Origin of the sequence: Flavobacterium lacisediminis, assembly GCF_025909975.1 — a bacterium.
Classification (GTDB): domain Bacteria; phylum Bacteroidota; class Bacteroidia; order Flavobacteriales; family Flavobacteriaceae; genus Flavobacterium; species Flavobacterium lacisediminis.
On the sequence record NZ_JAPCIO010000008.1, the window covers coordinates 84,606 to 109,025 of the forward strand.

23 protein-coding genes are annotated in these 24,420 nt (G+C 32.4%); 13 read left to right on the plus strand and 10 right to left on the minus strand.

Annotated features, from left to right (window positions below):
* Positions 1-56 precede the first annotated feature (56 nt).
* Positions 57-3,482, minus strand: coding sequence for a methylmalonyl-CoA mutase family protein (locus tag OJ995_RS11795; RefSeq protein ID WP_264369603.1), 3,426 nt, complete (start codon positions 3,480-3,482; stop codon positions 57-59).
* A gap of 128 nt (positions 3,483-3,610) precedes the next feature.
* Between OJ995_RS11795 and OJ995_RS11800 the strand changes: the two genes are divergently transcribed.
* Complete coding sequence (locus OJ995_RS11800) at positions 3,611-4,321, plus strand: DUF4197 domain-containing protein (protein WP_264369604.1); 711 nt, start codon at positions 3,611-3,613, stop codon at positions 4,319-4,321.
* Positions 4,322-4,608: 287 nt separating this feature from the next.
* Positions 4,609-5,379 carry a hypothetical protein gene (locus OJ995_RS11805; RefSeq protein ID WP_264369605.1) on the plus strand — a complete coding sequence of 257 codons (771 nt, stop codon included), beginning with the start codon at positions 4,609-4,611 and terminating at the stop codon, positions 5,377-5,379.
* A gap of 80 nt (positions 5,380-5,459) precedes the next feature.
* Here OJ995_RS11805 and OJ995_RS11810 read toward each other — a convergent pair whose 3' ends face one another.
* From OJ995_RS11810 to prfA, 4 genes are all read right to left on the minus strand, one after another.
* Positions 5,460-6,245, minus strand: coding sequence for an alpha/beta fold hydrolase (locus OJ995_RS11810; protein ID WP_264369606.1), 786 nt, complete (start codon positions 6,243-6,245; stop codon positions 5,460-5,462).
* Between the two features lie 57 nt (positions 6,246-6,302).
* Positions 6,303-7,097: an ABC transporter substrate-binding protein gene (locus OJ995_RS11815; protein ID WP_264369607.1), complete on the minus strand. Its 795-nt coding sequence runs from the start codon at positions 7,095-7,097 to the stop codon at positions 6,303-6,305.
* A gap of 11 nt (positions 7,098-7,108) precedes the next feature.
* Positions 7,109-7,921 (minus strand): orotidine-5'-phosphate decarboxylase, encoded by an 813-nt coding sequence (pyrF, locus tag OJ995_RS11820; RefSeq protein ID WP_264369608.1) that lies wholly within the window; start codon positions 7,919-7,921, stop codon positions 7,109-7,111.
* 80 nt (positions 7,922-8,001) lie between these two features.
* Positions 8,002-9,075 carry a peptide chain release factor 1 gene (prfA, locus tag OJ995_RS11825; protein ID WP_264369609.1) on the minus strand — a complete coding sequence of 358 codons (1,074 nt, stop codon included), beginning with the start codon at positions 9,073-9,075 and terminating at the stop codon, positions 8,002-8,004.
* Between the two features lie 185 nt (positions 9,076-9,260).
* Between prfA and OJ995_RS11830 the strand changes: the two genes are divergently transcribed.
* A complete protein-coding gene (locus tag OJ995_RS11830) occupies positions 9,261-11,465 on the plus strand; it encodes a TonB-dependent siderophore receptor (protein WP_264369610.1) in 2,205 nt (734 codons plus the stop codon).
* Positions 11,466-11,468: 3 nt separating this feature from the next.
* Positions 11,469-12,020 (plus strand): PepSY-associated TM helix domain-containing protein, encoded by a 552-nt coding sequence (locus OJ995_RS11835; protein ID WP_264369611.1) that lies wholly within the window; start codon positions 11,469-11,471, stop codon positions 12,018-12,020.
* 897 nt (positions 12,021-12,917) lie between these two features.
* Here OJ995_RS11835 and OJ995_RS11840 read toward each other — a convergent pair.
* Positions 12,918-14,384, minus strand: coding sequence for an aminoacyl-histidine dipeptidase (locus OJ995_RS11840; RefSeq protein WP_264369612.1), 1,467 nt, complete (start codon positions 14,382-14,384; stop codon positions 12,918-12,920).
* A 149-nt stretch (positions 14,385-14,533) separates the two neighbouring features.
* On the opposite strand from OJ995_RS11840, the gene OJ995_RS11845 reads away from it, so the two are divergent.
* Positions 14,534-15,559 (plus strand): DUF3810 domain-containing protein, encoded by a 1,026-nt coding sequence (locus OJ995_RS11845; RefSeq protein ID WP_264369613.1) that lies wholly within the window; start codon positions 14,534-14,536, stop codon positions 15,557-15,559.
* A 65-nt stretch (positions 15,560-15,624) separates the two neighbouring features.
* Here the strand turns inward: OJ995_RS11845 and OJ995_RS11850 are convergent, their stop codons facing one another.
* A complete protein-coding gene (locus tag OJ995_RS11850) occupies positions 15,625-16,929 on the minus strand; it encodes an NAD(P)/FAD-dependent oxidoreductase (RefSeq protein ID WP_264369614.1) in 1,305 nt (434 codons plus the stop codon).
* Positions 16,930-17,060: 131 nt separating this feature from the next.
* Between OJ995_RS11850 and OJ995_RS11855 the strand changes: the two genes are divergently transcribed.
* The 3 genes from OJ995_RS11855 to OJ995_RS11865 are packed head-to-tail and all read left to right on the plus strand — an operon-like array spanning position 17,061 to position 19,054.
* The gene (locus OJ995_RS11855; RefSeq protein ID WP_264369615.1) at positions 17,061-17,555 is read left to right on the plus strand and encodes an RNA polymerase sigma factor; all 495 of its coding nucleotides are present in this window, start codon (positions 17,061-17,063) and stop codon (positions 17,553-17,555) included.
* Between the two features lie 3 nt (positions 17,556-17,558).
* Positions 17,559-18,200, plus strand: coding sequence for a DUF8845 family protein (locus OJ995_RS11860; protein ID WP_264369616.1), 642 nt, complete (start codon positions 17,559-17,561; stop codon positions 18,198-18,200).
* Entirely contained in the window at positions 18,200-19,054 is an 855-nt protein-coding gene (locus OJ995_RS11865) for a TraB/GumN family protein (RefSeq protein ID WP_264369617.1), read from the plus strand. Before OJ995_RS11860 ends, OJ995_RS11865 begins: the two co-directional genes overlap by 1 nt.
* A 56-nt stretch (positions 19,055-19,110) precedes the next feature.
* Here OJ995_RS11865 and OJ995_RS11870 read toward each other — a convergent pair whose 3' ends face one another.
* The 3 genes from OJ995_RS11870 to OJ995_RS11880 form a co-directional block, all read right to left on the minus strand.
* The gene (locus OJ995_RS11870) at positions 19,111-19,509 is read right to left on the minus strand and encodes a hypothetical protein (protein ID WP_264369618.1); all 399 of its coding nucleotides are present in this window, start codon (positions 19,507-19,509) and stop codon (positions 19,111-19,113) included.
* Positions 19,510-19,584: 75 nt separating this feature from the next.
* Complete coding sequence (locus OJ995_RS11875) at positions 19,585-20,394, minus strand: lysophospholipid acyltransferase family protein (protein ID WP_264369619.1); 810 nt, start codon at positions 20,392-20,394, stop codon at positions 19,585-19,587.
* A 106-nt stretch (positions 20,395-20,500) separates the two neighbouring features.
* Complete coding sequence (locus tag OJ995_RS11880; protein ID WP_264369620.1) at positions 20,501-21,154, minus strand: NUDIX hydrolase; 654 nt, start codon at positions 21,152-21,154, stop codon at positions 20,501-20,503.
* Positions 21,155-21,223: 69 nt separating this feature from the next.
* Here OJ995_RS11880 and OJ995_RS11885 point away from each other — a divergent pair, with 69 nt between their 5' ends.
* The 5 genes from OJ995_RS11885 (at position 21,224) to OJ995_RS11905 (ending at position 24,414) form a co-directional block, all read left to right on the plus strand.
* The gene (locus OJ995_RS11885; protein ID WP_264369621.1) at positions 21,224-21,667 is read left to right on the plus strand and encodes a DUF4268 domain-containing protein; all 444 of its coding nucleotides are present in this window, start codon (positions 21,224-21,226) and stop codon (positions 21,665-21,667) included.
* 71 nt (positions 21,668-21,738) lie between these two features.
* Positions 21,739-22,215 carry a peptide-methionine (R)-S-oxide reductase MsrB gene (gene msrB / locus OJ995_RS11890; RefSeq protein WP_264369622.1) on the plus strand — a complete coding sequence of 159 codons (477 nt, stop codon included), beginning with the start codon at positions 21,739-21,741 and terminating at the stop codon, positions 22,213-22,215.
* Between the two features lie 5 nt (positions 22,216-22,220).
* Entirely contained in the window at positions 22,221-22,709 is a 489-nt protein-coding gene (locus OJ995_RS11895) for a DinB family protein (RefSeq protein ID WP_264369623.1), read from the plus strand.
* Positions 22,697-23,371 (plus strand): NRDE family protein, encoded by a 675-nt coding sequence (locus OJ995_RS11900; protein WP_264369624.1) that lies wholly within the window; start codon positions 22,697-22,699, stop codon positions 23,369-23,371. The genes OJ995_RS11895 and OJ995_RS11900 overlap by 13 nt, the downstream gene beginning before the upstream one ends.
* A gap of 2 nt (positions 23,372-23,373) precedes the next feature.
* A complete protein-coding gene (locus OJ995_RS11905) occupies positions 23,374-24,414 on the plus strand; it encodes an ATP-grasp domain-containing protein (protein ID WP_264369625.1) in 1,041 nt (346 codons plus the stop codon).
* Positions 24,415-24,420 lie beyond the last annotated feature (6 nt).

Consider the following 24,420-nt stretch of genomic DNA (forward strand, 5'->3'; position numbering starts at 1 on the left):
AAAAAAACCTTTCATTTCTGAAAGGTCTTTTTTATAAATTATTTATCTATTTCTAATTACATATTGCGTCGATACTGACCTCCTACTTCGAATAATGCACTTGTAATTTGCCCTAACGAACAAACTTTGGTTGCATCCATTAATTTTTCGAAGATGTTTTGGTTATTTATGGCTGCATCCTGAATAATATTCAATTGTTCTGCAACTTTTTCTGCGCTTGTTTTATGAAGATTATTTAACATATCAATTTGATATTGTTTTTCTTCTTCTGTTGCACGAATAACCTCAGCTGGAATAACTGTTGGCGAACCTTTTGAACTCAAGAACGTATTTACTCCAATAATTGGGAATTCTCCAGTATGTTTCAAAGTTTCATAATACAATGATTCTTCTTGGATTTTTGAACGTTGGTACATGGTTTCCATTGCTCCTAAAACACCACCACGTTCTGTGATTCTGTCGAATTCTTGTAAAACGGCATCCTCTACTAAATCAGTTAATTCTTCAATAATGAACGAACCTTGAATTGGATTTTCATTTTTCGCTAAACCTAACTCTTTATTAATAATCAACTGAATTGCCATTGCTCTACGCACTGATTCTTCTGTTGGCGTTGTAATTGCTTCATCATAAGCATTCGTATGTAACGAGTTACAGTTATCGTAAATCGCATATAAAGCTTGTAAAGTCGTACGAATATCATTAAAATCAATCTCTTGTGCGTGTAACGAACGACCAGAAGTTTGAATGTGGTATTTCAACATTTGTGCTCTTTCGTTAGCGCCGTATTTATTTTTCATGGCTTTCGCCCAAATTTTACGAGCTACACGACCGATTACCGCATATTCAGGGTCAATTCCATTAGAGAAGAAGAATGATAAGTTCGGACCGAAATCGTTGATGTTCATTCCTCTACTTAAATAGTATTCTACATAAGTGAAACCATTTGCCAACGTGAAGGCTAACTGCGTAATAGGATTCGCTCCTGCTTCCGCAATATGATATCCAGAAATTGAAACCGAATAGAAATTACGAACATTTTGTTTGATGAAATATTCTTGAACATCACCCATTAATCTTAAAGCAAATTCCGTTGAGAAAATACAAGTGTTTTGTGCTTGATCTTCTTTTAAAATATCCGCTTGAACCGTACCACGAACTTGTGCTAATGTTTTAATTTTAATATCTTGATATACATCTAAAGGTAAAACTTGGTCACCAGTTACTCCTAAAAGCATTAAACCTAAACCGTTGTTTCCTTCTGGTAAAGCACCTTGATATCTTGGACGTGCTACTCCTTTTTTCTTATAGATTTCGTTGATTTTTTCTTCAACTTCAACTTGAAGATTATTCTCAACAATGTATTTCTCACAGTTTTGATCGATAGCTGCATTCATAAAGAATCCTAACAACATCGGCGCAGGTCCATTAATCGTCATCGAAACCGAAGTCAACGGATGACTTAAATCGAAACCTGAATATAATTTCTTCGCATCATCTAAGCAACAAATTGAAACTCCTGCATTTCCAATTTTTCCATAAATATCAGGACGAATATGTGGGTCATTTCCGTATAAAGTTACCGAGTCAAAAGCGGTTGATAAACGTTTTGCTGGTAATCCAGCAGATACATAATGAAAACGTTTATTCGTTCTTTCCGGTCCTCCTTCTCCTGCGAACATTCTACTTGGATCTTCTCCTTCGCGTTTGAATGGATATAAACCTGATGCGAATGGGAATTCTCCCGGAACATTTTCTTGTAAATTCCATTTTAAAATATCACCCCAAGCTTGGTATTTTGGTAAAGCCACTTTTGGAATTTGAGAATGCGATAACGATTCAGTATGCGTAGCAATTTTGATTTCTTTATCACGAACTTTAAAACTATAAACCGGATTTTTGTATTTGTTTACTTTTTCGTCCCAAGTTAAAATGATTTCCCAGTTGTATGGGTCAAGGTTCATTTTTACACGGTCGAATTCTTTTGTTAATAACGAAACGAAATCTTTGTTATCAGCAGTAATTTTCAGAGAACTTTCAACAATTCCTGCTTTATCTAATTGCGGAACATTTCCGTTAACGGTTTCAACAGTTTTGAAAATTCCATATAATTTCTGAGCTACTTCTACTTGAGAAAGAGCTGTTTCATCATATTTTCTATTGTTTTCTGCAATTTCAGATAAATAACGTGTTCTGTGCGGCGGAATTACGAAAATTTTCTCGCTCATTTCACGCGTAATTTCAAAAGTCGATTTTAAATCGGCTCCCGTTTTCTCTACAATCTTATCCATGATAGATTTGTAAAGTGTATTCATTCCTGGGTCGTTGAATTGCGAGGCGATTGTTCCAAAAATTGGCATCTTATCGGTATCCACATCCCATAAATTATGATTGCGTTGGTATTGTTTTTTTACATCACGAATCGCATCTAATGCACCACGTTTGTCAAATTTATTCAAGGCAACTAAATCAGCAAAATCTAACATATCGATTTTTTCTAACTGAGTTGCTGCTCCAAATTCTGGTGTCATTACATATAATGAAACATCAGAATGCTCTAAAATTTCGGTATCAGATTGTCCAATTCCAGATGTTTCTAAAATAATAATATCATATTTTGCTGCTTTCAATACTTCAATCGCTTCAGCCACATATTTTGATAAAGCTAAATTCGATTGACGAGTAGCTAACGAACGCATGTAAACACGAGAATTGTTAATTGCATTCATACGAATTCTATCGCCTAACAAAGCTCCACCTGTTTTACGTTTTGATGGGTCAACCGAAATTAATCCGATAGTTTTTTCTGGGAAATCGATTAAGAAACGACGAACTAATTCATCCACTAAAGATGATTTTCCGGCACCACCAGTTCCTGTGATTCCTAAAACTGGAATTTTTGACGTTTCATTCTTTTGGTGAATTTGGTCAAAAACCGATTTTGCAATTTCTGGAAAATTCTCAGCTGACGAAATTAATCTTGCAATTGCAGTTGGGTTTTTCTCTTCGATGTGCGATAATTCTCCCGTTAATTTATCTCCTATTGGATAATCTGAACGTTGAACTAAATCGTTAATCATCCCTTGTAATCCCATAGCACGACCGTCGTCTGGCGAATAAATTCTCTCGATTCCATATTCGTGTAATTCTGAGATTTCAGATGGTAAGATTACTCCTCCACCTCCACCAAATATTTTGATGTGACCTGCTCCTTTTTCTTTAAGCAAATCGTACATGTATTTGAAATATTCGTTATGGCCTCCTTGGTAAGACGTCATTGCAATTGCATTAGCATCTTCCTGAATAGCAGTATTTACAACTTCTTCCACACTTCTATCATGTCCAAGGTGAATTACCTCAACACCCGTAGCTTGAATAATTCTACGCATGATATTAATGGCTGCATCGTGTCCATCAAAAAGTGACGCAGCAGTCACAATTCTTACTTTATTTTTAGGAATATAAGGAGTTTGTAGTTCCATATGTAATTTTTATTCGTTTTAAAGGGTGCAATTTACGAATTTAATAATTTTATTCCATCCAATTTTTAGAATAAATTCTACCAAAAAATGGCACTATCTTTGCCCATACATTAGCAAAATAGAAAAACATGAAAAAAATAGTTCTTACTTTAGTAGCCTTTAGTTTATTTAGTTGTGCTGAAATGCAACAAGTTTTAGATCAATTACCACAAGGAACTGGTATTTTGAGTCAGGCAGAAATTGGTAGCGGATTGAAAGAAGCCTTGAATAATGGAATTACCAAACAAGTTTCGAAATTAACCGCAACCGATGGTTTCTTTAAAAATGAAGCAGTAAAAATTTTATTACCACAAGAATTGCAAGTGGTGGATAAAAAATTACGTCAAATAGGGATGAGTAAATTGGCTGACGAAGGTTTAAAAGTATTAAACAGAGCAGCAGAGGATGCGGTAAAAGAAGCGACACCTATTTTTGTCGATGCCGTAAAACAAATGACATTCAACGATGCCAAAAATATCTTGATGGGTAATGAAAGTTCGGCAACAACTTATTTACAAAACACGACTTCAAATGCTTTATATGCTAAATTTAATCCTGTTATTAAAAATTCGTTTGCCAAAGTGGGTGCTGACAAAGTATGGACCAACATTATTACAAAATACAATGCTATTCCGTTAGTGACGAAAGTGAATCCTGATTTAACGGATTATACAACCAACAAAGCAATGGAAGGTGTTTTCAAAATGATTGCTGTTGAGGAGAAGGAAATTCGTACAAATTTAACAGCAAGAAGTTCTGATTTATTAAAACGCGTTTTCGCGTTACAAGACAAAAAATAGTGTTTTGTAATTCATTTTTTACAGAAAAAACGTTTTCGTAAAAATTTAGTAATCAATAACATAAGAATAACATAACCTTAACATTACAATTCAAAAAAAGGTAAGATATTTGCAACGTAATAAGAATAAAATTCTCATTTAGTTAGGGTTAGTTTAGAAAAAATCACCACGCTTTTTTGGCGTGGTTTTTTTGTTTTTATACGGTACGTTTTGTAAATATTTTATTATATTTGGGAAATAAAAAGATTATTATAAGCAAATTTACTTTAATTTAGAAATCATTCTCAATGAGAAAATTATTTTTGTTACTTATCTCCTATATTATTTTTATTTCTTGTAGTTCATCAAAATTTCAAGATACTTTTTTTGAAGAAAATGAAGAATTGAAAATCTACGGAAAAATTAAATCGATCACTTGTTACTCTTTATTTGAAGAAGAGAAAAATGACTCAACCAAAGTAATTCTCGTTTACAATGGCAATAAGTTACCTCAAAAACATATTCATTTTTTTAAAACTGTTACTGTAACAACTTCATATACTTATGACGGAAATAATCTAATAGATATAAAACCTGATTATAATAAACAATCGTCAACTAAAATGGAATATGATAAAAAAGGAAATATGATTAATCGCAAGAGCTTATACCAAAATTCAGTAATTCTAGAAAAGAAAATGTTTTATGATAAAAACAATAATAAAATTAAAGAAATACATTTAGAAAGTGGTAAACCAGGTGACACTACATTATTTAAATATAATTACAAAAACAGAACAAAGACTTCATATTATCTTAAATCAAATAGTGAAAGTAAAACATATTACAATCACAAAGGACAAATTATTCGTGTTGATTCTCGTTATGGTAAACTTCTTTATGAATATGATAAAATGGGAAGAATTTCAAAAAAAGTCTCTTATGACAAAAATGACAATTTAAAATTTGAACAAAATTACATTAATACTTATGATAAGAAAAAAAATCTCATCATGACAAAAATTATTTCAAACAATAAACTTTACGAAACAACTATTTATCAAATAGAATATTATTAAACTACCCAAATTACAAAGTCTTAAAAAATTATAAAAACTGTCTTCAACTATTTATTTATCATTAATAAGCATAAATTCTTTTACTCTTTACCTTTCAAATACCCAATCACCGCTTCATTAAAAATTACCGGTTGTTCAACATTTACTACATGTCCGCAGTTTTGTATGATGAAAAGTTCGGCGGTTTTAACATGGTTAGCAACGACTTGTTTTACAGAAGGTAAAAACATATAATCTTCTTCACCCATAACGTAAAGTGTTGGGATATTTAGTTCTTTTTGACGGAACCAACGTAACACTGGGTTAATTTCGGCAGTAAGTTTGAACCATTTAATGAATTCTTTTTGATACAATTTCTTTGCTTCGTTGATAAAAAGTAAACGCGATTGTTTGTGATTTTTTTTCGGCATAATAACAAAGGCAAAAAACTTATACAACACCAAATATGGCAACACATATTTAAACGTATTTCCTAATCGCATTAATACTTGCGAACGGAAATTCATTTTTAAAATAGCGCCACCTAAAATCATACTTTTTACACGTTCAGGATGCATTTCTGCTAATTGACGAATGACGATGGAACCTAATGAAATTCCAACAAAATGAGAACTTTCAATCTTTAAAAAATCAATAACCTCAACAATGTCTTCTGCAATGGCTTTAAACGTATATTTTTGTTTGAATGCCGATTTTAATTGTTCTTTTGAATCTCCATGACCACGCAAATCCAACAACAATACATTAAAATGCTTCTGAAAATCGCGAATTTGCTTGAACCAAACAGACGAACTTCCTCCTGCTCCATGAACAAAAGTCACCCATTCTGTACTCGTTTCGTTTTTATAAATTGTATAGGAAATCAAAATTCTAATTTTGCCCAAATGTACTGCTTTTCAGCTTATTTAGTTGTTGAACAAATTTTAAATTTTTGAATGTAGTAATTTAAAATAATCAAATGCTTTTAGCAATCGGCTTCCGTACCAAGAAAACATTTCACCATCCACAAAAACGGTTTTTGCATGATGCGTGAATCGTCCAATTTCAAAAGCATGTTCGTCTTTAAATGGAAAAGGTTCGGAAGACAAAAAAACATAATCAGGATCGCCTTCTAAACGAATTTTCTTCAATTCAATTTCTGGATAACGACCTTCTTTTACTTCGTAAATATTCTCGAAATGATTTAATTTCAATAATTCATTGATAAAAGTGTCATTTCCGGCCACCATGTGTGGGTTAGCCCAAATAAAATAAGCCGCTTTCTTTACTGGTCTATCTTTGATGAATTGCTGAAAATCTTGATATGCAAAATTGATTTTATAGATCCATTTTTGAGCATCAGTTCGTTTATTGAAGAGTTTCCCAAAATCGGAAATCATTTGTAAATTGTCTTCAATCGTAAGAATATCGGTCACCCAAACTGGACAAATTTGAGATAATTCTTCTACAATTTCTTTGGTATTTTCCTCTTTATTACAAATGATAATATCGGGTTGAAGCACTATTATTTTATCGAATTTGATTGTTTTTGTTCCGCCAACAATCGTCTTAGTTGCTTTAAAATGAACAGGATGCACACAGAATTTTGTTATTCCAACAATGTTATCTTCTAAACCCAAATCGTACAACAATTCGGTTTGAGAAGGTACTAAAGAAACAATTCGCAATGGAGTTGAAGCAAAAGTGTGTTGGGTTCCTAATTGGTCTGTGAGTTGCATTTGTTCAAAATTTATCCCAAAATCTCTTTCATTTCTTGTTGTAATTTCAACGCTTCTTCCCTAGCCTTTTCCGCGAAATCAGTTCCGTTTGAAGCGTAAATAATCCCTCTTGAAGAATTGATTAACAAACCAACGTTTTTGCTCATTCCGTATTTACAAACCTCTGCTAAACTTCCACCTTGGGCGCCAACACCTGGAACTAGTAAGAAACTATCAGGAACAATTTTTCTGATTTCAGTGAAATATTCGGCTTTGGTTGCGCCAACTACATACATCAAATTATGAGCGTTTTTCCATGATTTTGAGGTTTCTAAAACTACTTTGTACAATTCTTTACCATCGACATTTTGCGTTTGAAAATCAAAAGCGCCTTCGTTTGAAGTTAACGCCAACATAATCGTGTGTTTGTCTTCAAATGCTAAGAAAGGTTCTACTGAATCTTTTCCCATATAAGGAGCCACAGTTACCGAATCGAAATCTAAGTCGTTGAAAAACGCTCTGGCATACATAGACGATGTGTTGCCAATATCGCCACGTTTTGCATCGGCAATAGTGAAGATTTCTGGATACTTTTCGTTGATGTAATTGATGGTTTTTTCTAACGATTGCCAACCTTTAATTCCGTAAGCTTCATAAAATGCAGTATTTGGTTTATACGAAACACACAAATCGTGAGTTGCATCGATAATCGCTTTATTGAATTCAAAAATAGGATCTTCGGTTTGTAGTAAGTGTTCTGGAATTTTATTCAAATCGACATCCAAACCAATACATAGAAAAGATTTTTTAGTTTGGATTTGGGAAATTAGTTGTTGTGTTGTCATGGTATTGTCGTTTGTCGCAAATTTGCGAAATATTTTTGATTTAAGATATAAAAAAAGCCTCAATAAATGAGGCTTATATTTTAGAAAACTTCGTTCTCTTTTAATTTTTCCATGTTGTTTACCAACTGAAGTTCGTCAACAAATTTTTGAATTTTACCATTCATAACACCATCCATATCAAAAACGTCTAAACCAATTCTGTGGTCAGTTACACGACCTTGAGAGTAATTATAGGTTCTAATTTTTGCCGAACGGTCACCTGAACTTACTTGCGATGAACGTTTTGTTGCATCTTCCGCTTGTTTGATGGCTAATTCTTTTTCGTATAAACGAGAACGCAATACTTCCATTGCTTTATCTTTATTCTTATGCTGCGATTTTTGATCCTGACATTGCGCTACTAATCCAGTTGGAATGTGCGTTAAACGAACCGCAGACTTTGTCGTATTTACCGACTGACCACCAGGACCCGACGAACAGAAAAAGTCAACACGAACATCGTTCATATCAATTTGCACATCAAATTCTTCTGCTTCTGGTAAAACCATTACCGTTGCCGCTGAAGTGTGTACACGACCTTGAGTTTCGGTTTGTGGTACACGTTGAACACGGTGTACTCCTGCTTCAAATTTCAAAGTTCCGTAAACGTCTTCTCCTGTTACTTCAAAAATTACCTCTTTGAATCCACCTGAAGTTCCTTCACTAACATCTACTACAGAAGTTCTCCAACCACGTGCTTCACAATATTTAGTGTACATACGGAATAAATCTCCTGCAAAAATAGAAGCTTCATCTCCACCAGTACCCGCACGAATTTCAACCATTACGTTTTTCGCATCTTCTGGATCTTTAGGAATCAACATAAATTTGATTTCCTCTTCCAATTGTGGTAAACGCTCTTTAGCTTCATCTAATTGCATTTTGGCCATTTCTACCATTTCGGCATCCGAACCATCGGCAATAATTTCGTTCGCTTCTTTTATGTTTCCGTCAAGAATAATATATTCTTCACGTTTTTCTACTAATCCTTTAAGATCCTTGTATTCTTTATTTAATTGTACATAACGCTTTTGATCGGCAATTACATCAGGCTGAATAATTAAGTCTGAAATTTCGTCAAAACGTTGTTTTACATATTGTAATCTATCTAACATAGCTGTTATTTATTTTGGAGTGCAAAGTTACAATTTTAGTTTAAAGTTTAAAAATTTAAGTGTTTAAAAGTTCGGCTTGAAAATCAATTCTTTATAAATATTATTTAAAATAAGTCTAAATAAATTTTGTGTTTTGATTTTGACTTGATATTTTTGCATCATTATTTTAATTTAATCTAAATAAGATGTATAAAAACATTTTCAAATCTATAGTTCTACTGTCTTCACTTCAGGCAGTATCTCAAGAAAACCTTAACGACGTTAGTGAAAACTATTTTACAGAAAACGATACTGTAAAAAAATTAAAAGAAGTGGTTATCGAAGCCAAAAACAACCCTTCAAAATCTTCAGTAAACAGAGCTGGAATCAAAGAAAAAGATTTACCTCAAGCCATTCAAGTAATTGGAGCTGAAATCATCCAACAACAGCAATCCATTCGTTTGAGTGATGTTATTAAAAACGCTAATGGTGTTTATGTTGGTTCAGCTCGTGGTGGCGCTCAAGAATCGTTTTGGTCAAGAGGTTACGATATGTCGGCAAACAACATGTTCAAAAATGGATTCCGTTTCAACAGCGGTTCTATTCCAGAAGTTTCTTCGTTAGAAAAAGTAGAAATTTTAAAAGGAAGTGCAGCGTTATTATACGGAAATGTGGCGCCCGGGGGAATTATGAATATGGTAACTAAATCTCCAAATTTTAGAACCGGCGGCGAATTCACCATGCAAGCAGGAAGTTACAATTTCTACAAACCTTCAGCAGATGTGTATGGTGCTTTTAATAATTCGATTGCGTATCGTTTTAATGGTTCGTATGAAAATTCGGAAAGCTTTAGAGATTTTGTTACTAAAGAACGCTACTACGTAAATCCTTCCCTACTTTTTAAAGTAAGTGATAAAACAGAAATCACGCTTCAAGCCGATTATTTAAACGACGATTGGGCACCTGATTTTGGAACCGGTTCTATCGGAAAAGAAATTGCCGATGTACCAAGAAACGCTTATTTAGGAGCAAAATGGTCAAACGGAACTACCAAACAAGCTACAGCTTCTATTTTAGTAAATCATGAATTCAATAAAAATTGGAAACTAAACTTTAATTCTTCTTTCCAAGATTACGATAGAGAATCAATTGGTACAGAACGTATTCAGCCTGCAACAAATGGCGATTGGAATCGTCCGTATGGAAGAAATAAAGCGGTTGAACAAATCTTTGCTAATCAAATTAGCTTACAAGGTAACTTTAATACAGGAAAAATCAAACATCAATTGTTTACAGGAATAGATACTGAAATTTCATTTGCAGATGCCTACACATTCAGATTTTACAATCCTACAACTGGAGCAACTGTAACCACATACGATACTGTAAATATTTTTGATCCATCTTCTTATGCAGCTTCAAATGAAGGACCAATTTTACCTTCAGAAGTAACAAGAATTGTAAAAACGGAAACCAATCGCTTGGGATTTTATGCTCAAGATTTGATTTCTTTCAGCGAAAAATTTAAAGCTTTATTAGGTATACGTTATTCATACCAAGAAGCTAAACCTGAAACTTATAACTTATTAGCTAATACGGTAACTGAAGAAGTAATCAGAAACGACAGAGCTTTCTCTCCAAAAGTGGGTTTAATTTACCAACCATTAAAAACCATTACTATATTCTCTAGCTATTCAAACTCATTTACTCCAAATACTGGTGTAACGATTTACAACGAAGCTATTAAACCTTCTATTATTGACCAAATTGAAGTTGGTGTTAAAAACGAATTTTGGAAAGGGAAATTGACAACAAACGTTACTTTATACCAAATTGTAAATAGCAATTTAGCTCAAACAGCCGAATTTGATGCCAACGGAAACATCAACACAAATACCAATGTAAAAGCGTTAAGTGGCGAAACTACAAGTAAAGGAATTGAATTAGACCTAAACTACAAACCTTTAGATGATTTTAATATTATTGCAGGCTATAGTTATAACGATATGCGTTTCACAAAAACCACTGGAGCAACAGGAAGTTTCATCGAAGGCGATCGTTTAGTAAGAACACCTCAACATACTGCAAACTTAAGTTTCTTCTATACCGTTCCAACAGGAATTTTCAAAAATGTATCGTTAGGAGCGATTGGAAACTACATTGGTGACCGAGTTGGAGGTTGGAACAATCAGGTAAATCCTGCCTATCCAAACAACGTTTGGGATAGAGAAATTCCAGTAAATGGTTACACAACTATTGATGTATCGCTTGGTTACAACTGGAAGCAGTTTTCATTACTATGTAAATTATCAAACATTACTAATGAATTGAATTATACAATACACGAAAACTACAGTGTAAACCCAATTGCACCAAGACAAATTTTAACTTCTTTACGATATAAATTTTAAACCATGAAACAACAAAAATTAGTTAGAGACATTCACCGCGATTTTGGCTACTTCTACGTAGGATTGATAATTTCGTTTGCCTTTTCTGGAATTTTAATGAACCATAGAGAACATTGGCATCCTGAAAAATACACCATCGAAACCAAAAACATCAAAGTCCAATTACCCGAAGAAAGCCAAATTACAGAAGAATTTGCTGAAAATTTAGGAAAACAATTGGGAATCGATGATAAAATGCGTCGCCACAATATAAAGAAAGGCACGTTTAAAATTTCGTTTGAAAAACACGATGTAGAAATCGACATGAAAACAGGAAAAGGTGAAATTGTTGCTTTCAATAAAACTCCGATTATCAGCCAAACGATGAAGTTACATAAAACCACTTCTAACTGGTGGATTTACTACTCTGATATTTTTGGAATATCCTTAATACTTATTGCCATCACGGGAACTTTAATGGTAACCCACGGCAAAAACACCTTTAAACGCCGAGGCTGGAAACTAGCCGTAGCTGGAATAATTTTCCCCATCTTAGTTTTAATTATTTTGAGTTAATAAACGAAAAGGTTCACGAAAGTGAGCCTTTTTTGTTTAAAACGATTATAATCTCAATTGATAATTTGTAAGATTTTTTTATTATTTTTGAAAAGCGCTAATTTATAGCTCATATACACCCCAAAATGGGTAGATTGGCGCTACTTTTTAGCGCATATATACAAGTTAGCTGCAATAATTCACAAAATTATAGAAAGGCAATGAAGATAATCAAAATAATATTTATCGTAGGACAATTACTTCTGTTGTTTTTTATGAACTATTATGCTTTTTATTTAAAGAATAGTGCTAACCAAACTAGTCTTGACATTTTGTTTTGCGGGAAAATATTTTTATTCTTAGCATTAGTTGTACTTATAACAACTAGATTAAAATTGAAATTAATTGACAAATCAGACAAGTTAATTTTAATCATTTTTTCCTTATTTTTTCTCATCAGCTTAAATTTTTTCCTTTTTGACTATTTCAATATTATGGTCGAGTATGATCGTTGGATAGGAAAAGGAATGCCCGAAAAACCGTTTTCGTTTTAATAGCAAAAATCTGTTGAAACTTTCTTGGCGAAAAAATATTGAAACAAATTTGTTGCTGAGACAATCATACTCTTCGGATAATTTTCAATAAAGACTTATAAATAAAATATAGAATTTTATGCAAATAGATACTAAAAATATTACTGCAGCTAACAACGGTTTGCTTCAATGGCTACTTCCGGATTTTCCGTAGGAAAATCCGCTGCTGAATGGAATGTTTTGTTATATTTGTAATGGCTTGGTGTTGGTTCAACGCCACTGAAAGCAAGCCTCAGAACGTTAAAAAAGCTGTTTATGGCTACTCGCCATTTCTATAGTATAAACAAAAAAAATCCCGAGCTAGCTCGGGATTTTATCTATATTCTTATTTCTTAACCGGAATATTCTCTAAAATTTCCAAAACAAACTTCCAAAATTTCTGAGACGATTTAATTGACGCTCTTTCATCTGGGCTGTGTGCTCCGTGAATGGTTGGTCCAAAAGAAATCATGTCCATGTTTGGATAATTCGTTCCTAAAATACCACATTCTAATCCTGCATGACACGCCACTACTTTTGGTTTATCGCCGTTTTGTTTTTCGTAAATAGAAGTCAAAACGTCTAAAATTTCCGAGTTAACGTTTGGTGCCCAACCTGGGTAACTTCCTGCAAAATCAACTTCGCAACCAAACAATTCATAAGCCGAACGCAAGCTATTTGCTAAATCCATTTTAGAACTTTCCACTGATGAACGCGTTAAATTCTGAATCGAAATTTGTCCGTCTTTTACAATTACACGTGCAATATTATTCGAAGTTTCCACCAAGTCTTCCATATCAGCCGACATTCTGTAAACGCCGTTGTGTGCTGCATAAATAGCTCGTAACAAACCTTCTTGCACGCCTAAATCCATTACTTTAGCAGGAACTGTATCATTTTTAACAATCTCAATCGTTAAATTTGGCTCCATTGTTTTGAATTCGGTTTTGATATCGCCAATTACTTCTTGCATGTCAAAAACAAACGCTTCATCATACATTTCAGCAATAATAACTTTCGCTACACTTTCTCTCGGAATTGCATTACGCAAACTTCCTCCTGAAATTTCAGCAATTTGCAATCCAAAATTCTCAAATCCGTCAAATAATAAACGGTTCATGATTTTGTTTGCGTTTCCTAATCCTTTATGAATATCCATTCCAGAGTGTCCACCTTGTAAACCTTTTACAGTAATCGTGTAACCCACAGAACCTTCTGGCGTTTCTTCTTCGTTGTAACCTCTTGTAGCTGTTACGTCAATTCCACCTGCACAACCGATATCGATTTCATCATCTTCTTCGGTATCCATATTCAATAAAATTTCACCCTGCAACACACCGCCTTTTAAGTTCAAAGCGCCTGTCATTCCAGTTTCTTCGTCGATTGTAAACAAAGCCTCAATTGGAGGATGTTTGATATCGGTAGATTCTAAAATCGCCATAATCATCGCTACTCCTAACCCATTATCAGCACCAAGTGTAGTTCCTTTTGCACGAACCCAATCACCATCGACATACATATCAATTCCTTGCGTGTCGAAATCAAAATTAGTGTCGTTATTTTTTTGGTGTACCATATCCAAATGTCCTTGAAGAACAATTGATTTGCGGTTTTCCATTCCTGGCGTTGCTGGTTTGCGAATGATAACGTTTCTAATTTCGTCTTCAAACGTTTCTAATCCTAAACTGGTTCCGAAGTTTTTCATGAATTCAATCACACGCTCTTCTTTTTTAGACGGACGTGGCACAGCATTCAAATCGGCAAATTTGTTCCAAAGTGGCTTTGGTTCCAGATTTCTAATTTCTTGGCTCATTATATTTTTGTAGTTTTTAAGTGTCTAAGCAACAAAGTTACAAAGTTTAATTTCTTTACAAATTGATTTGTGATTATATTTACGTTTTAAAATACGCTGTGAAAAGAAAATTCGTCCTTCCTTTATTTTTAATAATCCAAATCATCGTTGTGAAAACGATTGGTTTATTTCCTGATTTTGTAGAAAATTGGTACAGCAAAGGTTTTTATCCAAAACTGGCTTTCTTGTCGAGAAAAGCATTAGGTTGGTTACCATTTTCTTTTGGAGATGTCATCTATTTCATACTAATTTTACTCTTATTCCGTTGGATTTGGAAGCACCGAATTGGCTTTTTTAAAGAATGGAAAAATAATGGATTGGCGATTTTGAGTTGGGTTTCGGTGTTTTATTTTTTCTTTCATATTCTTTGGGGAATGAACTACTACCGCATTCCGTTACATGAAAAATTGAAGATTAAAAAAGAATATTCGGTAGACCAATTGAAAGTTTTTATTGAAAAAATGTTGGTAAAAACCAACGAATTACAATTACAAATCACAAGAAATGATTCGTTAGCGGTTGTGATTCCGTATTCGGATGAAGAAATTTACAATTTGGCTTTGAAAGGGTATGAAAAATTACCAACAGACTTACAAGAATTTCGTTACGAAGTAAAAAGCATTAAATCGTCGTTATTTAGTTATCCGTTGAGTTATATGGGATTTGGTGGGTATTTGAATCCGTTTACCAATGAAGCGCAAGTGAATTATTTGAAACCAAAATACACTTCACCGCTAACCACTTGCCACGAAATGGCACATCAAACAGGAATTGGTAGCGAAAGCGAATGCAATTTCATCGGATTTGTAACAGCAGCTAAAAATGAGGATTTGTATTTCCAATATTCAGCTTACAGTTTTGCGTTACGTTATGCATTGCATAATTTGGAAATGATAAAAGAAGGAAGTTCAGAAGCTTATTTAAAAAAAATCAATAAAGGTGTTTTAAAAAACTTTGAAGAAAACAAAACCTTTTGGAAGGAATACCAAACGCCAATCAATACTTTTTTTGAATACTTCTACGACAATTTCCTAAAAGCCAACCAACAAAAAGACGGCATGGAAGGTTATAGTAAATTTGTAGGGTTAGCGATTGGATATGAGAAAGTTGACAGTCTCGGTGATCAGTCACAGTAATTTAACGTAAGGATTCTCTATACTTTCTAATACTCGAACTGAAAACTGCGACTGCGACTGAACACTTATAATTCATCACTCGTAAAACTCACTTGATTTCTCTTTTTATACGGACGCATAATCAAACGCGCTTCTCGGTCAAAACGAATGTAATTGTAAACCCAATTTAAGAAAACCACCGCTTTATTTTTGAATCCGATTAGCGAAAATAAATGCACAAACATCCACACAAACCAAGCAAAAACACCGCTGAATTTGTAATTTGGTAAATCAACAACCGCTTTGTTTCTTCCTATGGTTGCCATTGAACCTTTATCTTTGTACACAAACGGTTTTAATTCCTTTTTATCTAATAATCGGATTACATTTTCGGCTAACAATCTTCCTTGTTGCATAGCAGGTTGTGCCATCATAGGATGTCCTTGCGGAAATTCTTCTGAAGTCATTACGGCAATATCTCCAATTGCAAAAAGATTATCATAACCTTCTACTTGATTGAATTGATTGACTTTAATTCTGTCTACATTTTTGATGAAACTATCTGCCTTTAAACCGTGAGGTAAAGCACCTTGTACACCAGCTGTCCAAATTACAGTTGCCGAATCAAATGATAAATCGGAATTCGTAGTGACTGTTTTTCCATCATAACCTGTTACACGAACGTTTTTCCATACGCTAACTCCTAAATCCAACAGAAACTTTTCTGCTTTTTCAGAAGCATTTTCGCTCATGGTATTCAGAATTCTATCGCCACTTTGAATCAGATTGATTTCCATTTTTCGAACATCTAAATCGGGATAATCTTTTGGTAAAATGGCTTTTTTCATTTCGGCTAAAGCTCCGGCTAATTCAACTCCTGTTGGACCACCACCAACTAAAACGAAATTCATCAAACTATGACGTTCGTCGATATCATTGGTAAGCAAAGCTTGCTCGAAATTCTCTAAAATTAAACTACGAATGTTCAACGATTGCGGAATGGTTTTCATCGCCATGCTATTACGTTCGATTTCTTTATTTCCAAAATAATTGGTTTTAGAACCTGTTGCAATTACTAAATAATCATATTTAAGTTCACCAATATCAGCGTAAATCGTATTGTTTTCGGCATCAATTTCACGAACTTCTGCCAATCGAAAATAAAAATCTTTATATTCTTGAACAATTTTTCGAATTGGGTACGCAATAGAATCGGGCTCTAATCCGCCTGTTGCTACTTGATACATCAAAGGTTGGAAATTATGATAATTGTGTTTGTCTAATAAAACGACTTGTACATTTTTATTGCGAAGTCTTTTCGCTAAAGAAATTCCAGCGAAACCACCACCAATGATGACGATTCTAGGAAAGCTACTACGAGGAATATTCATTTATCATTGTAAATTTATCAATTCAAAGATAAGGAGAAAAAGAATTGAAAAGTTAGTAAAAAAGTTAATGATTAATTAAATTTGAAGTACTATACTTGTAACATATTGGTTCAAACGACTACTTATTGTATATGAAATCAGAATCGGAAGCACTTTTCGTAAAGCAACTTAAAGAGAATCAGAATATAATCCACAAAATTTGTCGATTGTATACTACTGATGAAGATGCGCATAAAGATTTGTTTCAGGAAATTACAATTCAATTATGGAAAGCTTTTCCAAATTTTAGAGGTGATTCCAAATTTACTACTTGGGCCTATCGCGTAGGATTAAACACAGCCATTACTTTATATCGAAAAAAGAAAAGAACTATTGATACCATTGAGTTTGATAGTACTTTTCATAAAGTAACACAAGACGATTACAATTTTGAAGAAGAAGAAAAATTAAAGCTTTTATATAGCGCTATTAGTGAACTGAACGACATTGAAAAAGCTTTAGTTTTCTTGTATTTAGAAGATAAAGATTATACCGAAATTTCAGAAACGTTAGGGATTAGTGAAGTGAATGCACGGGTAAAAATGAACCGTGTAAAAGGGAAATTAAAAAAAATATTAAATCCGTAACTCATGGATGAATTAGATTTATTAAAAAAAGACTGGAAAAAACAAGAAAGTTCGTTCCAACAAATAGGTGAAAAAGAAATTTATGGAATGCTACATAAACGTTCCTCTTCTATCGTGAAGTGGATTGTAATTATTAGTGTTTTAGAGCTTTTGTTATGGACTGGTATTTCTTTTTTCACTGCAGATGAAGAATATTTTAAAACTTTAAAAACGTATCATTTAGATACAGCTATGCCTATAATTTCATTTATAAATTATGGTGTAATTCTGTTCTTTATTTACCTATTCTTCAAAAACTATAAAACCATCAATACTACAGATACGGTAAAACAATTAATGCAAAGTATTCTAAAAACCAGAAAAACAGTCAAGTACTACGTATGGTATAACTTAGCTATGACGGCTTTTTCTTTTATTTTAGTTTTTATTTTCCAATTTATGTATGATCCAAACATTCGTAAAATGGTAGATAAGATGTCTCAAAATGTAGACCCAAATACATTTTATTGTATTATGCTTATGGTATATGCCATTGTTATTGCCGTTTTTATTGGACTTATTTGGTTGTTCTATCGTGTTTTATATGGTATTTTAATGAAACGATTAGAAAAGAATTACAACGAACTTAAAAAAATAGATTTCTAATGCGTTACTTGTTTTTACTTTTTACCTTCTTTACTTCCTTATTTTCAGATGCTCAAGAACTAGAAAAAAGTCTTTTGTGGAAGATTTCAGGAAATGGATTAAAGAAACCTTCATATTTATATGGAACCATTCACATAACTTGTGATGCTTCTTTAGATGAAAACACTATAAATGCATTAGAAGCTACGGAACAATTATATTTAGAACTCGACATGGATGATAAATCTATTCAGATGAAATTGATGAAACTCATGATGATGAAAGATGGCACAAAATTATCGACTTTATTAAGTGCTGAAGATTTTAAAATGGTAGATGAATTCATGAAAAAAAATTTAAAAATGTCAGCTAAAATGTTTGACAGTTTTAAACCTTTTATGATTAGTTCAATGTTGTTTCCTAAGATGTTAGATTGTAAATCTCAATCGGTAGAATCAGAACTAATGAAAATTACTAAAGAACAAAATGAAGAAATTTTTGGATTAGAAAAAGCGGAAGATCAAATGAAAGTATTTGACGAAATCTCTTATCAAGACCAAGCGGATGAATTATTAAAAACAGTAAAGGACGATTTAGAAAATGACAAAAAAGAAATTAATGAAATGATGCTCATTTACCAAAACAAAGACATTGAAGGTATGCTTAAAATGATGAGTGACTCTGACAATAAAATCACTTCCGAAAATCAAGACATTTTATTAAATAACCGAAATAAAAACTGGATTCCTATTATGATTAAAACCATGAAAGATAAATCTACTTTCTTTGGTGTTGGAGCTGGACATTTAGCCGGTGAAGAAGGTGTAATTAAACTACTTCGTAAAAAAGGATATAAAGTTGAGGCGATTCAATAAAAACTTTTTTTGTCAAGAACTTTCGTAAATTTAATGATTTCCCCCTATTGTAGTGGTTATTCTTTTTTATTTAGCAAATTTAGATATTTTTCTCTTCCGAATTGATTGAAGTCTTCAATCTCAATGTCACCATTTTTTAGGTAAAAATAAATAGAATCACAATTTTTAGGTTTTGAAACCGAATCGCCAATCTTTATTTTTGTATAAAGTTCACTTGATATTATAACTTTATGATATTTCGTTAAATATATGTATCGATTTGCTCTTGGGTAATTTCCGTCTTTTTTCTTTTCAATAACGAGTCCTGAAAATTCTATGTTTCTTATTTTTTCATAATCTTCTTTTACAACATTAAGATTATTGTTTTGATAATTAACAAACAGATAAGCAAAGATTATTATTGGAAGCGCCACAATAAACATTACTCTGTAAATTTTTTTACTAACTTCTTCCAATTCAATATGATTTTTATACTTTAAAACATCTAAACATAGATTCTGAAACAAGTTCAAAATGAAAAAAAAAGTGTTTTAATATTTCCACATTCTTTCTCTGTCTAATTTTGCTTGTTCATCTAAAACTTCAGATGGAATCACTTTTAATAAAGAAGGATGTTGTTCAATAGCAAATTCAATCATTTCTACTACTTCCTCAACCGTTGCTGTTTCATAATCAATTTTCAATGGTTCTTTAATTACCATCGATTGTAATATTCCTTTTTTCTTAATCATTAATCCTTTTCTGTCAAAAGAACGACGAAAACCATCAATTACAATTGGCACTACAACTGGTTTATGTTGCAAAATAATATGAGCTGTTCCTTTTCTTACTGGTTTAAACGAACGCGTAGTTCCTTGAGGAAAAGTAATTACCCAACCATCTTCTAAAGCAATTTTAATATTTTCGGTGTCGTTTGGGTTTACTTCTTTCTTCTCCGTAACATCTTTTCCTTTCGCTCTCCATGTTCTTTCTACTGTAATAGCACCTGCATAAGCTAAAATCCTAGGTAATAATCCTTCTTGCATTGTTTCTTTTGCTGCGACATAATACAAGTTAAGTTTAGGATGCCACAAATACATAACATTTTTAATGTTGTTTTCTCTACCTTTTAAACTCGCATTAAAAACGTGAAACATAGCTACAACATCAGCAAAATAAGTCTGATGATTTGAAATAAACAACACATTGGTATCTGGTAAATTTCTAATAATTTCAGAACCTTCAATATGTAATTGGTTAAAATAGCGGTAACGACGGTGTGTTAAAAACCCTGCTATACGAATTAACCAAGTCTTTAAAAACAATATATGTCCGAAAGGATTTCTCTTAAATAATCCCATAATTTTCATTTATTTTAACAAAACAAGAACGCAAAAGTAGTAAAATAGGTGATTTTAGAAAGAAAAAAAGTTTAAAATCACTTTAAGTCTTAACAATTTGAAACCACTATAAATTGCATTTACTAAGTGCACATTTAATAGTTTCCTTTAACTCACTCATCATCATGGCAGTAGCTCCCCAAACCACGTATTTATCCACCATAAAAGCAGGAACTTCAATATCTGTAGCATAAGATGTTGACATGGTTACTTTAGTAATACTTTTCTCGTCTAAAAAGTCAGCTATTGAAAATTCTAACACTCTTTTAACTTCATCTAAATCAGGAATAAAAGTTAGTTCTTCATTGGAAATTCCCATAAAAGGAGCCACTAAAAAATTACTTGGTGGAATATAAATTTCGCTAAAAGGCTTAATGATTTGTATTTTATCTGGGTGAATTCCTACTTCTTCATGTGTTTCTCGTAGTGCCGTTTCTTCTAAATCAGCATCATATTCTTCAACTTTTCCACCAGGGAAACCTATTTGGGAAGAATGCACTCCAGGATATGAATTCCTTACAATTAATGCTAAATGAGTTACTTCATTTTTAGGATAAAAAAGCATTAAAACAGCTGCCTTTCTAGGATTTTTATCCAAATAACTTTCCTCTTTTAAATAAGAAATACGTTCTAATGGTGCCATTTTCGCATGCGCATCTGTAGAAAGAAGGGTTTCTTTTTCTATCTTTGGAATATATTTTATAAAATCATTAAAAAGCATATAATCTCAATTTAGCAACCTTAAAGGTAGCTATTTTTTTGAAACAAAATAATATTCTAATTTAATAATATGTTTAGTAAAGAAGAAGCCCTTCAAATTAAAAAAGATTTTTGGATTGCATTTGCAGCTGAATACCCTCGTAAGTGGTTGTTATACAATACCAAAATAAAAGATGTAACCTTTAAATTTTATGTTGACAATAAAAAAGCACAAGTTTTACTAGATATAGAACCAAAAGACGAAGAAAAACGTAAAATATATTATGAGAAAGTTGAATCGTTAAAAACTATTCTTTTAGAAGATTATTTAGAAGATGCAATTTTTGAACGTAATTATTATTTAGAAAATGGAAAAGTAATCAGTCGCATTTGGGTTGAAAAAACAGGAATAAGCATCAATAACAAAAATACTTGGAATGCTGTTTTTGATTTTTTTAGCGAAAAAATGGATGCTTTTGAACGTTTCTTTTATGAAAACGAAGATTATATTAAAGATTTAGAAATCAATACATAATTCAAATATTTTGTTATTTAGTTAACATATTATTTGAATTCATACCATTAAATTTGAAAAAACTGTTAGCTATGAAAAAGTTATTTTTATTATTAGTAATTGTAAATTTACAATCGTGTCAATCACAAACCAAAGAACCTAAAACGATGAATTCAAATTCAAAAAAAACAGATGCTGAATGGAAAGCAGAGCTTACACCTGAGCAATATGAAGTTTTAAGAAACAAAGGAACAGAAAGAGCCTTTACGGGAGAATATTGGGATCATTTTGAAAAAGGAAAATACGTTTGCGCTGCTTGCGGAAATGATTTATTTAGTTCTGATACCAAATTTGATTCACACTGTGGTTGGCCTTCATTTGACAAAGCGATTAAAGGTTCGGTTGTCTATGTACAAGATTTGAGCTACGGAATGGTTAGAACTGAAGTCTTGTGTGCAAAATGCGATGGTCATTTAGGACATATATTTGATGATGGACCAAAAGAAACTACTGGACAACGCTTTTGCATGAACTCTGTTTCTATAAAATTTGTTCCTGAAACAAAATAATGATTATGCTGATTCAAAACGTTAAAAATAATCTTTCCGAAAACATCGAATTACTTCGTCAACTCACAAACGATGAATTCACGCAAAAAAATCCAGAGTTAAGCAATGCAACTATTGGAGAACATATGCGTCATATTATTGAGTTGTTTGGCTGTTTGCTAGAAAACTATGATTGTGGAGTAATCAATTACGATGATAGAAAGCGAGATTTAATACTTCAAACCGATAAAAACGAAGCTATCAATAGGATTGAAAAATATCTTCATGAAATAGACAAAACTAACAAAACCCTCTCGTTAGCGCACAATTGTTTTAGTCCTGTTGAATTATTACCAACGAATTATTTCAGAGAATTAGTCTATAATTTAGAACACAGTATTCACCATCAAGCCTTGATAAAAGTAGCATTACATCGTTTACCCCATATTCGAATTTCCAATTCATTTGGAGTAGCTCCTTCAACACTTGAATATCGTAGACAATGTGCACAGTAACTTATGTTCCAACCAATAATGGCTGTATCATCACTTCTAATAGAGATGAAAAAATTGCACGAGAAAGAGCAATTCCTCCCAAAGAATATTTAATTGATGGAAATAAAATAAACTTTCCAAAAGATCCAAAAGCAGGTGGCACTTGGGTAGCACATAATGAAACCAAAGTTATTGTTTTACTAAACGGAGCACAAGAAAAGCATAATCCAAAACTTAATTATCTCAAAAGTAGAGGACTAATTGTTTTAGAATTAATGACTGCAGAAAACACTATTGCTCTTTGGGAAAAAATTGATTTATCTAATGTTGAACCTTTTACAATTGTGTTAATTGAGAATAATAAATTGACGCAATTGCAATGGAACGAAGTCGAAAAAAGCACAACAGAATTTGATGCTAAGCAATTTCACATTTGGTCCTCTTCTACTCTATATTCAAAAGAAATTAGAGAAAAAAGAAAAGTATGGTTCCAGGATTTTATTAAGACAAAAAATAATCCAACATCAGAAGAAATTTTACATTTTCATCAATTTACTGAATCAGAAAATAAAGAATTTGGGTTACAAATCAATCGTAATGACATCTTAAAAACTGTAAGCATTACGCAGTGCTCAGTGACTAACAATAAGATAGAAATGTTATATCTGGATTTATACGAATAATAATGGCTAAACTGAATCTCTTTCTACACAAATTAATTCATTGGGAATATTGGCCATATCAAGTGGTTTATTTTCCTGTATATTTTCAATATTTATATTATGTTGTAAGAACACGTTCGTTCTTCTTTTTCAATGCTTCTAATCCTACTATTAAAAATGGAGGTTTTTTTATGGAATCGAAAAAAGAAATTTACGATTTGATTCCACCACAATATTATCCAAAAACCATTTTAGTTAGTCCGACCGAAAATTTTGAAACCATCTCACAAAGAATCAATAAAGTAAATATTCAATTTCCTTTAATTGCAAAACCAGATATTGGCTTAAGAGGAACGGCAGTTAAAAAAATTCACAATACTGAAGAGTTAGAAAATTACCTTAAAAAAGCAAAATTTGACATCTTAATTCAAGATTTAATTCCATACAAAAATGAAATTGGTCTTTTTTATGTAAAACTTCCTAATCAACCTGGAAAAATAACCGGAATTGTTTCAAAAGAATTCATGATTCTTACTGGAAACGGAAAAAATACTATTCGCGAATTATTACATCAAGACAAACGTTATTTACTGCAATTAGAAACCCTTGAATCCGAATACAAAGATAAATTGAATACCGTTTTAAAAGAAGGCGAAACCATTAATTTGGTACCTTACGGAAATCATTGTCGCGGTACAAAATTTGTAGATGCAAGTCACGAAATTACTTCAGAAATGATTGAAAGCTTTAATACTATTTGCAATCAAATAAAAGGCTTTCATTTTGGACGCATGGATATCATGTATGAATCGTATGCTGATTTAGCAAAAGGGAAAAATTTCCAAATCGTAGAAATTAATGGCGCTATTAGTGAACCTACTCACATGTATGACCCAAAACACAGTCTATTGTTTGGCTGGAAAGAGCTTACACGCCACTTTCATTATATGTATTTAATTAGCAAAGAGAATAAAAAAAATGGAGCAAAATACTTAACTTTTAAAGAGGGAGTTAATGAATTTAAGAAGCATCATAATCACTATAACATTATTTTAGATTTCTAAATTTTA

What these genes read in the sequence shown, in the direction of transcription:
- OJ995_RS11800 (WP_264369604.1), top strand. Translation starts at nt 3,611, where the DNA reads ATGAAAAAAATAGTTCTTACTTTAGTAGCCTTTAGTTTATTTAGTTGT.
- OJ995_RS11875 (WP_264369619.1), bottom strand. Translation starts at nt 20,394, where the DNA reads ATGGGATTATTTAAGAGAAATCCTTTCGGACATATATTGTTTTTAAAG.
- OJ995_RS11840 (WP_264369612.1), bottom strand. Translation starts at nt 14,384, where the DNA reads ATGAGCCAAGAAATTAGAAATCTGGAACCAAAGCCACTTTGGAACAAA.
- OJ995_RS11895 (WP_264369623.1), top strand. Translation starts at nt 22,221, where the DNA reads ATGCTGATTCAAAACGTTAAAAATAATCTTTCCGAAAACATCGAATTA.
- OJ995_RS11855 (WP_264369615.1), top strand. Translation starts at nt 17,061, where the DNA reads ATGAAATCAGAATCGGAAGCACTTTTCGTAAAGCAACTTAAAGAGAAT.
- OJ995_RS11805 (WP_264369605.1), top strand. Translation starts at nt 4,609, where the DNA reads ATGAGAAAATTATTTTTGTTACTTATCTCCTATATTATTTTTATTTCT.
- OJ995_RS11795 (WP_264369603.1), bottom strand. Translation starts at nt 3,482, where the DNA reads ATGGAACTACAAACTCCTTATATTCCTAAAAATAAAGTAAGAATTGTG.
- msrB (WP_264369622.1), top strand. Translation starts at nt 21,739, where the DNA reads ATGAAAAAGTTATTTTTATTATTAGTAATTGTAAATTTACAATCGTGT.
- OJ995_RS11880 (WP_264369620.1), bottom strand. Translation starts at nt 21,154, where the DNA reads ATGCTTTTTAATGATTTTATAAAATATATTCCAAAGATAGAAAAAGAA.
- OJ995_RS11905 (WP_264369625.1), top strand. Translation starts at nt 23,374, where the DNA reads ATGGCTAAACTGAATCTCTTTCTACACAAATTAATTCATTGGGAATAT.
- OJ995_RS11865 (WP_264369617.1), top strand. Translation starts at nt 18,200, where the DNA reads ATGCGTTACTTGTTTTTACTTTTTACCTTCTTTACTTCCTTATTTTCA.
- OJ995_RS11860 (WP_264369616.1), top strand. Translation starts at nt 17,559, where the DNA reads ATGGATGAATTAGATTTATTAAAAAAAGACTGGAAAAAACAAGAAAGT.
- prfA (WP_264369609.1), bottom strand. Translation starts at nt 9,075, where the DNA reads ATGTTAGATAGATTACAATATGTAAAACAACGTTTTGACGAAATTTCA.
- OJ995_RS11900 (WP_264369624.1), top strand. Translation starts at nt 22,697, where the DNA reads ATGTGCACAGTAACTTATGTTCCAACCAATAATGGCTGTATCATCACT.
- OJ995_RS11815 (WP_264369607.1), bottom strand. Translation starts at nt 7,097, where the DNA reads ATGCAACTCACAGACCAATTAGGAACCCAACACACTTTTGCTTCAACT.
- OJ995_RS11850 (WP_264369614.1), bottom strand. Translation starts at nt 16,929, where the DNA reads ATGAATATTCCTCGTAGTAGCTTTCCTAGAATCGTCATCATTGGTGGT.
- OJ995_RS11885 (WP_264369621.1), top strand. Translation starts at nt 21,224, where the DNA reads ATGTTTAGTAAAGAAGAAGCCCTTCAAATTAAAAAAGATTTTTGGATT.
- OJ995_RS11835 (WP_264369611.1), top strand. Translation starts at nt 11,469, where the DNA reads ATGAAACAACAAAAATTAGTTAGAGACATTCACCGCGATTTTGGCTAC.
- OJ995_RS11830 (WP_264369610.1), top strand. Translation starts at nt 9,261, where the DNA reads ATGTATAAAAACATTTTCAAATCTATAGTTCTACTGTCTTCACTTCAG.
- pyrF (WP_264369608.1), bottom strand. Translation starts at nt 7,921, where the DNA reads ATGACAACACAACAACTAATTTCCCAAATCCAAACTAAAAAATCTTTT.